The sequence below is a fragment of the Microbacterium stercoris genome (assembly GCF_017592545.1).
GTDB classification, from domain to species: domain Bacteria; phylum Actinomycetota; class Actinomycetes; order Actinomycetales; family Microbacteriaceae; genus Microbacterium; species Microbacterium stercoris.
The window spans coordinates 454,312-468,317 of record NZ_JAGFOA010000002.1 but is presented as its reverse complement, the minus strand read 5'-3'; the positions used below and the strand labels follow the sequence as shown (position 1 = coordinate 468,317).

Annotated in this window: 15 protein-coding genes and 3 tRNA genes; 4 read left to right on the top strand and 14 right to left on the bottom strand. The window is 69.7% G+C overall.

The window, feature by feature from the left end; all coding sequences use genetic code 11:
• Positions 1 to 128: 128 nt before the first annotated feature.
• The 4 genes from J5V96_RS06370 to J5V96_RS06355 are packed head-to-tail and all read right to left on the bottom strand — an operon-like array spanning position 129 to position 3,002.
• Entirely contained in the window at positions 129 to 1,268 is a 1,140-nt protein-coding gene (locus J5V96_RS06370) for a UDP-N-acetylmuramate dehydrogenase (protein ID WP_208501830.1), read from the bottom strand.
• A complete protein-coding gene (locus J5V96_RS06365; RefSeq protein ID WP_208501829.1) occupies positions 1,268 to 1,681 on the bottom strand; it encodes a MaoC/PaaZ C-terminal domain-containing protein in 414 nt (137 codons plus the stop codon). The genes J5V96_RS06370 and J5V96_RS06365 overlap by 1 nt, the downstream gene beginning before the upstream one ends.
• Positions 1,678 to 2,124, bottom strand: coding sequence for an FAS1-like dehydratase domain-containing protein (locus tag J5V96_RS06360; RefSeq protein ID WP_208501827.1), 447 nt, complete (start codon positions 2,122 to 2,124; stop codon positions 1,678 to 1,680). The genes J5V96_RS06365 and J5V96_RS06360 overlap by 4 nt, the downstream gene beginning before the upstream one ends.
• Before the next feature lie 38 nt (positions 2,125 to 2,162).
• Positions 2,163 to 3,002 (bottom strand): class I SAM-dependent methyltransferase, encoded by an 840-nt coding sequence (locus tag J5V96_RS06355; RefSeq protein WP_208501825.1) that lies wholly within the window; start codon positions 3,000 to 3,002, stop codon positions 2,163 to 2,165.
• 198 nt (positions 3,003 to 3,200) lie between these two features.
• Here J5V96_RS06355 and J5V96_RS06350 point away from each other — a divergent pair, with 198 nt between their 5' ends.
• The gene (locus tag J5V96_RS06350) at positions 3,201 to 3,689 is read left to right on the top strand and encodes an FBP domain-containing protein (protein ID WP_208501824.1); all 489 of its coding nucleotides are present in this window, start codon (positions 3,201 to 3,203) and stop codon (positions 3,687 to 3,689) included.
• A 73-nt stretch (positions 3,690 to 3,762) separates the two neighbouring features.
• Here the strand turns inward: J5V96_RS06350 and J5V96_RS06345 are convergent, their stop codons facing one another.
• Together J5V96_RS06345 and J5V96_RS06340 are read right to left on the bottom strand one after the other, a co-directional pair.
• Positions 3,763 to 4,749 (bottom strand): malate dehydrogenase, encoded by a 987-nt coding sequence (locus tag J5V96_RS06345; protein WP_208501822.1) that lies wholly within the window; start codon positions 4,747 to 4,749, stop codon positions 3,763 to 3,765.
• A 60-nt stretch (positions 4,750 to 4,809) separates the two neighbouring features.
• Positions 4,810 to 5,619, bottom strand: coding sequence for a sulfite exporter TauE/SafE family protein (locus J5V96_RS06340; protein WP_208501820.1), 810 nt, complete (start codon positions 5,617 to 5,619; stop codon positions 4,810 to 4,812).
• Positions 5,620 to 5,832: 213 nt separating this feature from the next.
• Between J5V96_RS06340 and J5V96_RS06335 the strand changes: the two genes are divergently transcribed.
• Positions 5,833 to 6,981: a zinc-dependent alcohol dehydrogenase gene (locus J5V96_RS06335; protein WP_208501818.1), complete on the top strand. Its 1,149-nt coding sequence runs from the start codon at positions 5,833 to 5,835 to the stop codon at positions 6,979 to 6,981.
• 302 nt (positions 6,982 to 7,283) lie between these two features.
• On the opposite strand, the gene J5V96_RS06330 is transcribed toward J5V96_RS06335, so the two are convergent.
• The 7 genes from J5V96_RS06330 to J5V96_RS06300 form a co-directional block, all read right to left on the bottom strand.
• Positions 7,284 to 8,687 carry an APC family permease gene (locus tag J5V96_RS06330; protein WP_208501816.1) on the bottom strand — a complete coding sequence of 468 codons (1,404 nt, stop codon included), beginning with the start codon at positions 8,685 to 8,687 and terminating at the stop codon, positions 7,284 to 7,286.
• Positions 8,688 to 8,846: 159 nt separating this feature from the next.
• A tRNA-Met gene (locus tag J5V96_RS06325) sits at positions 8,847 to 8,920 on the bottom strand.
• Positions 8,921 to 8,948: 28 nt separating this feature from the next.
• Positions 8,949 to 9,020, bottom strand: a tRNA-Thr gene (locus J5V96_RS06320).
• Between the two features lie 82 nt (positions 9,021 to 9,102).
• Positions 9,103 to 10,353: a M23 family metallopeptidase gene (locus tag J5V96_RS17380; protein ID WP_208501814.1), complete on the bottom strand. Its 1,251-nt coding sequence runs from the start codon at positions 10,351 to 10,353 to the stop codon at positions 9,103 to 9,105.
• Positions 10,354 to 10,615: 262 nt separating this feature from the next.
• Positions 10,616 to 11,410 (bottom strand): inositol monophosphatase family protein, encoded by a 795-nt coding sequence (locus tag J5V96_RS06310; RefSeq protein WP_208501812.1) that lies wholly within the window; start codon positions 11,408 to 11,410, stop codon positions 10,616 to 10,618.
• A gap of 83 nt (positions 11,411 to 11,493) precedes the next feature.
• Positions 11,494 to 11,574 (bottom strand) — tRNA-Tyr (locus J5V96_RS06305).
• 114 nt (positions 11,575 to 11,688) lie between these two features.
• Entirely contained in the window at positions 11,689 to 12,174 is a 486-nt protein-coding gene (locus J5V96_RS06300) for an FBP domain-containing protein (protein WP_208501810.1), read from the bottom strand.
• Between the two features lie 22 nt (positions 12,175 to 12,196).
• On the opposite strand from J5V96_RS06300, the gene J5V96_RS06295 reads away from it, so the two are divergent.
• Positions 12,197 to 12,685 carry a YajQ family cyclic di-GMP-binding protein gene (locus tag J5V96_RS06295; RefSeq protein WP_208501808.1) on the top strand — a complete coding sequence of 163 codons (489 nt, stop codon included), beginning with the start codon at positions 12,197 to 12,199 and terminating at the stop codon, positions 12,683 to 12,685.
• Between the two features lie 161 nt (positions 12,686 to 12,846).
• Here the strand turns inward: J5V96_RS06295 and J5V96_RS06290 are convergent, their stop codons facing one another.
• The gene (locus J5V96_RS06290; RefSeq protein WP_208501806.1) at positions 12,847 to 13,116 is read right to left on the bottom strand and encodes a hypothetical protein; all 270 of its coding nucleotides are present in this window, start codon (positions 13,114 to 13,116) and stop codon (positions 12,847 to 12,849) included.
• A 105-nt stretch (positions 13,117 to 13,221) separates the two neighbouring features.
• Here J5V96_RS06290 and J5V96_RS06285 point away from each other — a divergent pair, with 105 nt between their 5' ends.
• The gene (locus J5V96_RS06285; protein WP_208501804.1) at positions 13,222 to 13,905 is read left to right on the top strand and encodes a DUF4145 domain-containing protein; all 684 of its coding nucleotides are present in this window, start codon (positions 13,222 to 13,224) and stop codon (positions 13,903 to 13,905) included.
• Positions 13,906 to 14,006: the final 101 nt, after the last annotated feature.

Genomic DNA, 14,006 nt, shown 5'->3' with positions numbered 1-14,006 from the left:
CACGCCAAAGGGCCCGGATCCGCGGATCCGGGCCCTTTGTGTTGCTCAGAACACGTGGTGTCAGCGGCGACGTGCCTGATCTGCGCAGATCCGGCGTGTTCTCGCTGAGAGCACGTGTTGTCAGCGAGTCACAGCTGCACGCCGACCAGCACCGGCTCCGGCATCAGCACGATGCCGAACTCGGCGGCCACGCGGCTCTGCACGAAGCGCGCGAGCTCGGCGACCTCCTCGGCGGTGGCGCCCCCGCGGTTCGTCAGCGCGAGGGTGTGCTTGGTCGACAGCGACGCGCGCGAGCGCGGCAGCGCGTAGCCCTTGGGCAGGCCGGCGTTCTCGATCAGCCAGGCGGCGCTCAGCTTGACCGTGCGCTCGACCGGCTGCGGCGGCGGCAGCTGGCCGTCCCACTGGGCCAGCGGGATCACGGTGGCGCCGTCGTCGACGCGGCCGAGCGGCCAGCGCGGCGCGGTCTCGGGCAGCGTGCGCGCGACCGACTCCGCGACGATCGGGTTGTTGAAGAACGAGCCCGCGCTCCACGTGTCGGCATCCGCGTCGTCGAGCACCATGCCCTTGGAGGCGCGGATCGCGAGCACCGTCTCGCGGATCCACGAGACCGACGCCGCCTGATCCGGGGTCAGGGCGAGGGCGGAACGCAGGCGCGGATCGGCCACGACCCGCGGCTCGTGGCCCACGTGTGCGAGGTCGAGCGTGAGCGAGAGCACAACGGCCGAGCGCGGGGCGACGGATCCGTAGTGGTGCTTCAGCACGGACGTGCGAGGGCCGAGCCCGAGCTCGGACGCGGGCACGGTGGACACGTCGCCCGTCTCCTCGTCGATCAGCTCGACCTCGACGAGGGTCTGGACGATCTCCTGACCGTAGGCGCCGACGTTCTGGATGGGAGCGGCGCCCACGGTGCCGGGGATGCCCGACATCGCCTCGATGCCGCTGAGCCCCTGAGCGACGCTCCACGCGACCAGCTCGTCCCAGTTCTGACCGGCCTCGACGCGCACGCGCACGTACCCCTCGGGCGCGCCCGGCACGATCTCGAAGCCCCGGGTGAGGATCCGGATCACCGTGCCGGGGAACGCCTCGTCGCCGGCGAGCAGGTTCGATCCGCCGCCGAGCACGAACCACGGCTCGTCGGGATCGGCCCACACGTCGCGCAGCGCGGCGATGAGCTCTTCGCGCGTCGGCGCATCGATCATGCGCGCGGGCGCTGCCCCCACGCGCAGCGTGGTGAGCTGCGCAAGCGGGATCGGCAGGGCCTCGGGCATCAGGCCCTCCGGACGCGCACCTGCGCCTTGCCGAGCACCGCGGTGTCGGCGAACGTGACGGTCAGGTCGATGCGCGCCGTCTCGTCGTCGAGCTGCCCCACCTTGGCGATGACGTGCACGTCGGCTCCGGTCTCGGGATCCACGATCACGGGCTTGGAGAAGTTCACGGCGTAGTCGACGACGCGGCCCGGGTCGCCGAGCCATTCGCCGATGGTGGCCACCGACAGGCCCATCGTGAGCATGCCGTGGGCGAGCACGCCCTCGAGGCCCACGCGCCGCGCGACATCGTCGCGGTAGTGGATCGGGTTGAAGTCGCCCGAGGCGCCCGCGTAGCGCACCAGCGACTCGCGGGTCAGGTGCACCGTGCGCTCGGCGACGACCTCGCCGACCGCGAGCTGCGTGAGAGCGGTCATTCGTCTCCTCCGATCAGCAGCACCGACGTCGCGGTGACGATGTGGGCGCCCTCGGCGTCGGTGATCTCGGTCTGGCTGGTGACCATGGCGCCCGTGCCCATGGCGCGGACGCCCGTGACGGAGATGCGTCCCGTGACCTCGTCGCCGGCGACGAGGGGGCGCGTCCACGCGAACGACTGCTTGGCGTGGAGGGTGCGCTCGAGCGCGATGCCCGAGTCGGGCTCGCTCAGCAGCTGCTGGAGCGTCAGATCCTGGATCACCATCGCGAAGGTCGGCGGCGCGACCACGTCGGCGTAGCCGAGGGCGCGGGCGGCCTCGGGGTCGTGGTGGGCGGGAGCGTCGGCGAACACGGCGCGCGCGAACTCGCGCACCTTCTCGCGACCGACGAGATACGGAGGCGTCGGCGGGAACTCACGACCGACCAGTTCGGGATTCACGGGCACCGTCCGATCCTACCGACGGGCCCTGACAGCACCCCCGGTCAGGGCTTGCGTGCCACCAGCGTGAAGGTGCACGGCACGCGATCGCGCTCCCCCTCGGGCCACGCGTAGCCGCCCTCCACCTCGACCATGCGCGAGCTGAAGAGCCACGGCAGGGTGGTGTCCTCCTCGAGGCGCAGGATCTGCAGACCCGCCCCCACGAGGGCGTTCAGCACCTCGGAGATCGGATGCGGGTACTCGTAGGTGCGGGTGCGGGTGAGCTTCCCGTCGCCGGCGTACGTGCTGTCCTCGTCCCAGGCCTGTGCCTGGCCGTTCGGGAAATAGCGGTACGCGATCCGGAGGTCCGGGGCGTCCTCGTCGAGCGAGTACAGCGCGGGGTGCCCGTCCCGGATGTAGAAGTGGCCGCCCGAACGCAGCAGTCCGGCGATCTGCGCGGCCCAGCGGTCGAGGTCCGAGAGCCAGGTGATGGTGCCGATGCTCGTGTAGACCAGGTCGAAGTCGCCCTCCACCGCGGCGCGCGCGTCGAGCACGTCTGTCTGCACCCACGTCGCCTCCACGCCGTGGCGCTCGGCGAGACGCTGCGCCGAGGCGAGGGCCTCGGGCGAGAAGTCGACGCCCGTGACCCTGGCCCCCGCCCGCGCGAGCGAGAGCGTGTCGGTGCCGATGTGGCACTGCAGGTGGCAGACGTCGAGGCCCTCGATGCTCGGCAGGAATCGCGAAAGCGTGGTCAGGTCGTGTCGGACGACGTCGGAGAGGTGCGAGGGGTCGTCGTAGGCGTCGAGACCGTAGGCCTGCTCATGCAGCGGCACGCGCTCCTCCCAGTTCGCGAGGTTCGCCGCGCGCGCCTCGTGCCACTCGATCTCCGCGTCTTCGCCGCTCATTCGGCCAGCCTATGGTCAGCGGTCTTCGGTACCCTGGTTGCTATGTCCTGTGTCTCGAGAGCGCTTCCCGGCGCGAAGGAGGTCGTCGGCGCTTTCCGCGCCGGCAGGAGCTGACGCGCGTACGCGCATCCTCCCTTCTTCCGCTCCCCCGCGATCCGCGGGCGCCGAGCGTTCACTCACATTCATCAAGGACACCTCATGCTTCCCCTCACCGAGCGCGCCATCCGCGCATCCTTCCTCAACGCCTCCCGCAAGGAGGTCAGCGACCTCTCCCTGCCCGCCGGCTTCGACGAGCTGAACTGGGACGACCTGACCTACCTCGGCTGGGTCGATCCGAAGTTCCCCAAGCGCGCCTACGTCGTCGTCGAGCAGGAGGACGGATCCGTCGCGGGCGTCTTCCTGCAGCAGGGCGAGAAGCGCACCGGCAGCCGCGCACAGTGCTCCTGGTGCGACGATGTGACGCTCACGAACGACGTGCAGTTCTTCGCGGCGCGCAAGGCCGGCGCCGCCGGCCGCAAGGGCGACACCGTCGGCACGCTGGTGTGCGCCAACTTCGGCTGCTCGGCCGTGGTGCGCAAGCTGCCGCCGCTGGCCTACACCGGTTTCGACCGCGAGGCGGCTCGCACCGAGCGCATCCGCCGCCTCGGCGAGAACGTGCGGGGCTTCCTCCGCACGCTGACCGACTGATCCGGCTCTCCCGGTCAGGAACCGCCGCCCGGCAGCGTCCGCGCGCGGCGGTTCCTGACCACCTCCGGCGCGCTCAGATGAGCCCGAGCTGCTCGACGGCCGCGCGCTCCTCCGCGAGCTCGGCCACCGAGGCGTCGATGCGCTCGCGCGAGAACGCGTCGATCTCGAGGTCGGGCACGATGCGCCACTCGCCGCCAGACGACGTGACCGGGAACGACGACACCAGCCCCTCGGGCACCCCGTACGACCCGTCGGAGGGCAGCGCGACCGACGTCCAGTCGTTCGGCGGCGTTCCCTGCACCCAGTCCCGCACGTGGTCGATCGCCGCGCTCGCGGCCGAGGCCGCCGACGACGCCCCTCGGGCCTCGATGATCGCGGCGCCGCGGCGGGCGACGCCCGGAATGAACTCCTGCTCGATCCAGGATCGATCCACCCGGTTGATCACGGGCGTCCCGTTCGCGAGCGCGTGCGTGAGATCCGGGTACTGGGTCGCGGAGTGGTTGCCCCAGATCGTGACGCGGGCCAGGTCGGACACCGGGGTCTCGATGTGCGCCGACAGACGGCTGAGCGCGCGGTTGTGGTCGAGGCGCGTCATCGCGGTGAAGCGCCCGGCGGGGACATCGGGCGCGTTGCGCTGCGCGATGAGGGCGTTGGTGTTGGCCGGATTGCCCACCACCAGCACACGCACGTCGTCGGCGGCTCCCGCCTGGATCGCGGCCCCCTGGGGACCGAAGATGCCGCCGTTCGCCTCGAGCAGGTCGCCGCGCTCCATGCCGGGTCCGCGCGGCCGTGCACCGACGAGCAGCGCGATGTTCGTGCCGTCGAACGCGACCGCGGCGTCGTCCGTGATGTCGATGCCTGCGAGCAGCGGGAAGGCGCCGTCGTCGAGCTCCATGGCGGTGCCCTCGGCGGCGCCGACCGCCTGCGGGATCTCGAGCAGGCGCAGACGCACGGGCTGATCCGGGCCGAGCATGTCGCCCGCAGCGATGCGGAACAGCAGGGCGTACGCGATCTGGCCTGCCGCGCCGGTGACGGTCACGGTGACGGGGGTGCGAGACATCAGGATCTCCTGCCTGTGGTGCCGGATGCTCCCATCCTGCACCCGGAGGCAGCTCGCGGGTCAGTCCCTTCCGCGACGCCGATCACGGCTCGCGCGGAGGGCGCGCTGCGTCATCTGCACCGTGAGCGCGGCGAGGAACACCACGAACAGGACGTTCGCCACGAGGGGGTCGACGGCGCCCGCCACCAGCGCGCCGAGGGGCGTGGTGATGCAGGCGGCTGCGCCGACGGTGATTCCGGCGGTGAGGTCGACGTTCTTGTGCCGGATGTTTCCCAGCGTGCCCGAGATCGTGGTCGGGATCATCATCAGCAGCGAGGTGCCCTTGGCGACGAGATCGCTCGCCCCGAAGAGCAGGATCAGCACCGGCACGACGATGATGCCGCCGCCCACGCCGATCAGGCCCGAGGCGACGCCCGTGACGAGCCCCAGCACAACGAGGCCGATCCCCGAGAGCAGATCGATGTGGATCTCGGCATCGCGCGAGGGGATGACGAAGAAGAGGCTCGCCATAACGACGATCAGGAAGCCCACGAAGATCCAGCGCAGGAGCGGCTCGGACAGGCGGTGCAGCAGCATCGTGCCGAACTGCGCTCCGACCACGGCGCCGGCGGCGATCAGCAGCGCAGCGGTCCAGTCCACGTCCCCGTGCACGGCATAGGAGATCACGCCCACCGCGGCCACGGGGATGATCGCTGCCGACGAGGTGCCGGCGGCCAGCCGCTGCGTGAAGCCCGCGAGCATCACGAGCACCGGGACGATGACGGTGCCGCCTCCGACGCCGAACAGTCCGGAGAGGAAGCCTGCGAGCAGTCCGATGCCGACGAAAGTCAGGATCGCGCGCGGTCCGCGGGCTCGGAGGGCATCGATCACCGGCCCACCCTACACAACGCAGGTGAGCGGATCCGGCGCCTCGCGCGCCGCCGATTTCCTACCGGAACAGGGGGAAACCGGCTCGCCCCCGCACCAGGCCGTGCCGAGCGTGCAGGCAGGGCTCGCACTCTGCACCACGCGGCCGGATTCGACAAGGGGCTCCCCTGCAGCGCTGCGGGAGCGGAGCGTGGAGGGCATGAGCGAGGAGACACGATGAAGGCGATGGTGTACCAGGCCCCGTACCGGGTCGACGTCCAGGAGAAGGACATCCCGCGCATCGAGCATCCCAACGATGCGATCGTGCGGGTCACCCGCGCGGCGATCTGCGGATCCGATCTGCACCTGTTCCACGGGATGATGCCCGACACCCGCGTGGGGACGACCTTCGGGCACGAGTTCATCGGCATCGTCGAGCAGATCGGGTCGTCCGTGCAGAACCTGCAGGTGGGCGACCGCGTGATGGTGCCGTTCAACATCGCGTGCGGATCCTGCTGGTTCTGCGCCCGGGGACTTCCCTCCAACTGCCACAACGTCAACCCGAACGCCACGGCGGTCGGCGGCATCTACGGCTACTCGCACACGTGCGGCGGGTACGACGGCGGCCAGGCCGAGTACGTGCGCGTGCCGTTCGCGGATGTCGGGCCGAGTGTGATCCCCGACTGGCTCGACGAGGAGGACGCGCTGATGCTGACGGACGCGCTGCCCACGGGCTATTTCGGCGCGCAGCTCGGCGACATCACGGAGGGCGACACGGTTGTGGTCTTCGGCGCCGGCCCCATCGGCCTGTTCGCCGCGAAGTCGGCATGGCTGATGGGCGCGGGTCGCGTGATCGTCGTCGACCGGGTGGAGGAGCGTCTGGCCAAGGCGCGCGAGTTCGCGCACGCCGAGACGATGAACTTCGGCCATCACCGCGACGTCGTCGTGGCGCTGAAGAAGGCCACCGACCACCTCGGCGCCGACGTGGCCATCGATGCGGTCGGCGCGGAGGCGGACGGCAACCGGCTGCAGCACTTCACGGCCACGAAGCTCAAGGTGCAGGGCGGATCGCCCATCGCGCTGAACTGGGCCATCGATTCCGTGCGCAAGGGCGGCACCATCGGCGTCGTCGGCGCCTACGGGCCCATGTTCTCCTTGGTCAAGTTCGGCGACGCCATGAACAAGGGGCTCACGCTGCGGATGAACCAGTGTCCGGTCAAGCGCCAGTGGCCGCGGCTGCTCGAGCACATCCGAGCTGGCCACATCGTGCCCCGCGACGTGATCACCCACCGGTTCGCGCTCGACGACATCGCGGAGGGGTACCACGTGTTCTCAGACAAGCTCGATGGCTGCATCAAGCCCGTGATCGTGCCGTCCGGCATCTGAATCAGCAGAAGGAGAAGTCATGCCGTACACCGCACAGGACCCCCGCCACTGGTCGGCCGACGAGCTGCGCGCGCGCATCCCCGGCTGGGGCGCCGATCTCGACCCCGCAGACCGCCCCTCCACGCCGAAGCTCCGCTTCGCGCCGAACGAGACGGGGGCGCACTGGGAGCTGCCCCCTCAGCAGCCTGAAAAGCACCCCCGCGAGCGCTCGGTGGAACATGCCCGCCTCACGCCCGTGTTCGGAACCGTCGCGCCGCTGCACGGACTGTCGGGGAAGATCCGGCGCTATGCGTACCGGCGATTCAGCGAGGCTCGTGCGGCGCACTGGCTTCTGCTGATGCTCGGTGATCGCGTCGACGTGATCGAGAGCCGCGTGCGACGAGGTGCAGCACGACGCCGAGAAGGAGCAGACCGGCGCCGAACAGCCACACGATCCCGCGCTGCTGGGTGAGCAGCAGGATGCAGGATGCGATGCCCAGCACGGGCACGAAGGTCCAGACGCGGTAGTGGTCGCGCTCCACGCGGTCTCGACGCAGCACGAGCACCGAGACGTTCGCGCTGAGGAAGACGAACAGCAGGAGGAGCACCACCGTCTCGGCGAGCAGGGCGAGGTCGCCGATCAGGGTGAGCGCCATGGCGACGACGGTCGTCGCGATGATCGCCGCCCACGGGGTGCGGCGGTTCGGCAGCACCTTCGCGAAGACCGAGGGAAGCAGGCCGCTGTCGGCCATGCCGTAGGTGAGGCGGCTCGCCATGATCATGGTCAGCAGCGCGCCGTTCGCGACGGCGATGAGCGCGATCAGGCTGAAGAGCCAGGCCGGAACCGCCACCCCGGAGGCCTTGACCACGTCGAGAAGCGGAGCGGTCGATCCGGTCAGCTCGTCGGCCGGCAGCGCGATCGCGCTGGCGAGACCCACGAGGATGTACACCGCACCCGCCACCGCCAGCGCGCCGAACAGGGCCCGCGGGTACGAGCGGCGCGGATTGCGCACCTCCTCGATGACGTTGGCCGAGGTCTCGAAGCCGACGAACGAGTAGTAGGCGATGATGGCGCCGCTCAGCACGGCGATCGGAACGCTCGTCTCGGCCGGTGCCTCCAGCACCCGCGACAGCTCGCCTCCGCCACCCGCGGCGAAGATGCCGACGACCGCGATGACGATCACCAGGCCGCTGAGCTCGATCACGGTCATCACGAGGTTCGCGCCCATCGACTCGCGGATGCCGCGCGCGTTCAGCGCGCCCACGACGGCCAGGAACAGGATCGCCACGGGCGCCGCCGGCACGTCGAAGAACGTTCCGAGGTAGTCGCCGGCGAACGCGAGCGCGAGGCCCGCCGCGCTCACGACGCCGGCTGCCAGCATGCAGAAGCCGATCAGGAACGACACCACCGGGCTGCGGAAGGCGCGCTCGGCGAAGACCGCCGCGCCACCGGCCTTGGGGTACTTCGTCACCAGCTCGGCGTACGATCCCGCCGTCAGCAGGGCCAGCAGAAGCGCGAGCAGCATCGGCGCCCAGAGCAGGCCGCCCACCTCGCCCGCCAGCACGCCCATCAGCGCGTAGATGCCCGCGCCGAGCACGTCGCCGAGGATGAAGACGAACAGCAGGAGGCCCGTGATCCCCCGCCGGAGGCGGGTGCCGTCTGCGGTGCTGTCGGCGGGGCCGTCTGCGGGGCCGTCGGATGGGTGCTCGGTGCTGTGGGCGCTCATCGTCCCAGCGTGCGGGACAGGCCCGGGGAGGCGCCACCGCTTGACCCCCGGGCCCGCAGACACTACGGAAGGCTCCTACGGACGGGTTGGCAGGAGCGGAGTCACGGGGTGATCGGGGCACGAAAAAGCCCTCGGACGAATCCGAGGGCTTTCGATCTGTAGCAGGAGCGGGGCTTGAACCCGCGACCTCACGATTATGAGTCGTGCGCTCTCACCAACTGAGCTACCCTGCCATCGCATCCTGGTCGCCAAGATGCAAAGAGCCCCGAGTCAGGATTGAACTGACGACCCCTTCCTTACCATGGAAGTGCTCTGCCACTGAGCTATCGGGGCATGTCACCCGCTCGCGGGCAACTAGACGAGGATATCATCCTCGGCGCGGGGGATCGAACCGAGCCGACTCCCGCGCGCGTCATCACTCGACGGAGGCCACCTGGGCGCCACCCTCGGTGTCGTAGTGCCGCCCGGCGTTCTGCTGCAGCCACGGCATCGGGTCGAACGAGCGCCCGCCGGCGTCGCGCAGCTCGAAGTGCAGGTGCGCGCCGAACGACCGGCCCGTGTTGCCGACCTTGCCCAGCACATCGCCGACCTCGACGTGCTGGCCGTTGACGACCGCCACCGAGCCGTTCTCCATGTGCGCGTAGTGGCTCGTGATCTTCTTGCCGTCGATCACGTGGTCGATGTAGACGTTGTTGCCGTACGCGCCGTAGGCGCCGATGCGCACCGTGCCCGCGGCGATCGCCTGGATCGGGGCGCCCGCGCCCGGCGTGAAGTCGATGCCCTCGTGGAGGCGACCCCAGCGCGAGCCGAAGCCGTACGACTTGCTGGTGCCGAGCACGATCGGCCACTGGATGTCGGCCGTCGGGTCGTTCTGGTACACCGCGTTGGCGGTGTTGATGCCGGTGGCCGCGGCGACCTCGGCGAACGTGGTGGTGTCGTAGCCGCTCGAGGCCGTGATGGCCGTGCCGGCGGCGTCGGCCGGGGCGACGAAGGCCTGGATCTCGTCGTGGACCTCATCGATCGCCGAGACCTGAGCGGAGCTCAGCTTCGCCTCGGTCTGCTCGGTGGAGGCGAGCGCCGAGATCGGCGTGGTCATGCCCACCGCAAGCAGTCCGACGATGCCGAAGGCGCTGATCGATGCCGCGACGGTCGCGACGCGTCGGAAAGCCGACGGACCGCGGCGCGGGGCCATGTGCGCGGCACCGTGAAGGCGAGCCGACATGCTCTCCGCGCGAGGCTCGGAGGGGAAGACGGGCGTCTCGCCCGTGAAGTTGAGCGCGCGGGCCGCCTCGGCGAAGAGATCGACGGGCTCCGCCTCGGGCTCCCCCGCCTCAGCGTCGGGCTGCTCGGCCTCGGGCTGCTCGGCGTCAGACTCCTCGGCCGCGGGCTGCTCCGCCGCTGCCGCCTCGACAAGGGGCTCAGCCTCGAAAGCCGGCTCCTGCTCGACCGGGGCAGGCGTCTCAACCGCGGACTCGACCAGCGCGGGAGCCTCGGCGACCGTGGTCACGGAGTCGCCGATCACGGCGGGAACCGGCACGGGAGCGGGAGTGCTCAGCAGCGCCTCGGCGATCACCAGGTCGGCGATCGGCACGGCGGCCGCGGGGAAGGGGATGTTCTGAGTGTCGCGAATGCGGCGCTCTCGCCGCGTCAGCGGCGCCTCGCTCACGGGGCGCGCTGCTTCGACGCGGCGAGAGCGACGCGTGGGCGCGGGCTCAGCCGAGGGGACGTCGTAGGGCACAGAGAAACTTTCGGGTCAGCGCCGCGGGTGAACCAGGGGGGTCGGCGCAAGCTTGCTTCGGGATCAGCCTCGGGTGGCTGGTAACGATTGGATAAACGATAACGGTTCCCGCCTGAGAGCGCCATCCGTAATTCTCCCGGTAACCGAGACACCCGACGATCTCGGCGGTCCAACGCCGTTCACCCGGCGGTCATCCCAGGATCGTACGGTGCAACTCCTCGAAGAGAGCGGGCCCCGCCACGATCGCCAGCGACCGGCCGAAGGCGTCCGGCTCGAACCAACCGGTGCGGCCACCGGCCTCGTCGACCAGGAGGCGTCCGGCCGCGATGTCCCAGGGCTTGAGGCCGCGTTCGAAGTAGCCGTCCAGGCGTCCGGCCGCCACGAAGGCCAGGTCGAGCGACGCGGCCCCGATGCGGCGGATGTCGCGGGCGAGCGGCATCACGCGCGTGAGCGTCTCGATGTCGCCGGCGTGAGTGTTCTTGTCGTAGCCGAGGCCGGTGGCCAGCAGGGCACCGGCCGGGGCATCGGTCGTGACCTGCATACGCTCGTCGTCGAGCCAGGCGCCTTCGCCGAGCGCGGCGCGGAACGTCTCGCCGAGCATCGGGGCCGACACCACGCCCGCGAGCGCCCGCCACTCCCCCGGATCCCGCGATCCCTCGACGGCGGCGATGCTCACGGCGTACGACGGCATGCCGAAGGCGTAGTTGACCGTGCCGTCGATCGGATCGACGACCCAGGTGATCCCCGAGGTGCCGTTGTCTCCACCCGACTCTTCGCCGAGGAAGCCGTCGTCGGGTCGGGCGGCGGCGAGGCGGGTGCGGATGAGCTCCTCCACCTCGCGATCGGCCTCGGTGACGATGTCGGCGATCGTCGACTTCGAGGCGGCGATCGACACGCCCTCGCGACGTCGACGGCGGGCCAGCTCGCCGGCCTCCCGGGCGATCTCGATGGCGAGGTCCTGCAGCTCGAGCGGGGTCGCGGTCATGGCCTCCACGCTACCCGCGCGCCCGAGCCCGGCGAGAACGACGAAGCCCCCCGGATCTCTCCGGGGGGCTTCGTTTCGTGCGGTGGCAGGTGAGGGATTCGAACCCCCGAAGCTTTCGCGTCTGATTTACAGTCAGATCCCATTGGCCGCTCGGGCAACCTGCCAGGGGCGCACCCGACCGACTTATCCAGCCAACCGGAGACGCGAGTGTTTATCGTACCCGCTCTCTCCGATCCGTGGAAATCGGCCCGAGTCGCCGGGCGCGCCACGCGGATCCGTCAGCCGGCGAGCACCCGCTGGACGAACTCGAGCGTGCGTCGCTTGGTGCCGTCGATCTTCAGGTCGACGCTGCCGCGGTACTCGTTCGGCGCGAGCGGCATGGCCAGCCGCACGTTCTCGTGGCACGACAGGTCGGCGCACATGTAGGTGCCGACGCTGTCGCCGTGCTCGCCCGCCGGACCGGCCCTGCGGGCGCTGAACAGAGTCACCTGGTTGCCGGGCTGCAGCGTGCGGCAGATGTTGCAGAACGCCGACCGGGCGTGCGACGAGCCGTCGGCCGCGCGCAGCACCACGCCGACGGGAGCGCCGTCGACCTCCATGAGGATGTAGCCGCGGCTCTTGGTGCGCGGATCCATCCATGCCAGGAAGTCGAGGTGATCCCACTCGGTGAGGAGGAAGTCGTGCGGCAGGGCGATGACCGTCGAATCGGTCTTCTCGCTGTTCACGAACGAGGAGCGCAGTTCTGCCTCTGTGAGCGCACGCATGGCACAAGACTAGGCTTGCGCCATGGCTGACAGCTCTTTCGACGTCGTTTCCAAGGTCGACAAGCAGGAGGCGGACAACGCCCTCAACCAGGCGCGCAAGGAGGTCGAGCAGCGCTACGACTTCAAGGGCACCGGATCGGACATCCAGTGGAGCGGTGAGAGCATCCTCATCACCGCCAACAGCGAGGACCGCGCCAAGGCCGTCCTGGACGTGTTCCAGTCGAAGCTCATCAAGCGCGGCATCTCGCTGAAGAGCCTCGAGTCGGGCGAGCCCACCGCCAGCGGCAAGGAGTACAAGCTGGTCTCCACGCTGAAGGACGGCATCTCGCAGGAGAACGCGAAGAAGATCGGCAAGATCATCCGCGACGAGGGCCCCAAGGGCGTCAAGTCGCAGGTGCAGGGCGACGAGCTGCGTGTCTCGAGCAAGAGCCGCGACGACCTGCAGGAGACCATCCGTCTGCTCAAGGCCGCCGACCTGGACATCGACCTGCAGTTCATCAACTTCCGCTGACGCGAGCCGCTGACCTGGGGTAGGGAGAGGACCGGTTACTCGCGTTCGCGAGGCTCTCCCTGCCGATCGGGCCCGCCGGTAGTCACACCACCGGCGGGCCCGATCGCGCACCTGGTCTCGATCGCCCACGCGGCACGGGACAGCGCGCGGGCGGGGCGTCACTACAGGTTCTTGTGCAGCCAGTCGCTACCGGACTCCGGGATACCCCTCCACGCTCCGGGCGACGAGACCTTCGCAACGAGCAACCTGTCCGATGAGTCGAGGAACGCACCCGCGCCGTCTCTCACCTGCGCTGCGGTCTGATCTGTGACGATGAGCCAGGTGCTATCCAGGTGGTGCCACCACCAGCTGAAGCTCTTGAGGTACTTGATCAGGCCGTCGTAGTCGCGCCCAGGTTTACCCAGGTCGTATCCCACCATGAACGTCGTCACTTTCCGTCCCTTCGCCTGAGCGCCATCGCTGCCGGCTCAGCGTCGCAGAAGATCCGCTCGGCCACAACGTCTTCCCGATGGCGCCTCCGCATGTACGTTCATCCCATGGCCACGGACACGAGCTGCCCATACTGCAAGCGCCTGACGTTCATGGACTACGTGCAGGACAGTGCTCGAATTGTTGACGAGGACGACATGCGCGCGGAGGCGGCATTCCAGTGCGCCGCGTGCGGACGCTTCAGCGTCGGCGGCAAGCAGTACGCCGGCTTCACGACGGACACCAGCGGACACTCCTTCCCGCTGCGCCTGCACGAGACGTCGACACCCGCGGAGATCGCTGCAGTACTCATCGGATCGATCGAGTATTGGGAACCCGTCGCGCCCGTTGGCAAAGCCTACGAGGATGTGCCCGCCGCGATCTCTGCACCCGCGGACGAGGCCTACCGATGCCTGAGCATTGACGCCTACCGTGCTGCCGTGCTCATGTCCCGGGCCGTCATCGAAGCGACCGCCAAGAAGCAGGGCATCAAGACGGGCAGGCTAGTGGACAAGATCGACGCACTAGCTGAGCGGGGACACATCCGACCGCTCGTTGCTGAGGCTGCGCACGCGATCCGGCTCATGGGTAACGACATGGCCCACGGTGACTTCGCCAGCACCGCCATCTCGCGGGCGGACGCCGAGGACGCCTTGGTCCTGATGGACGAGGTACTCAACGACGTCTTCGCTGTGAAGAACCGCCTCGAGGGCCTACTCGCTCGGCGAGCAGGCGAGGAGCCTGCCGGCTGACAAGGCCGTCCCCGCCCCGGCGTACGGCCGCGCCAGATCGATCGCGCCCAGAAAATACCGCGCGTCCCGGTCGCTGCCAACCTCCCGCGCGGTCCTGGCGC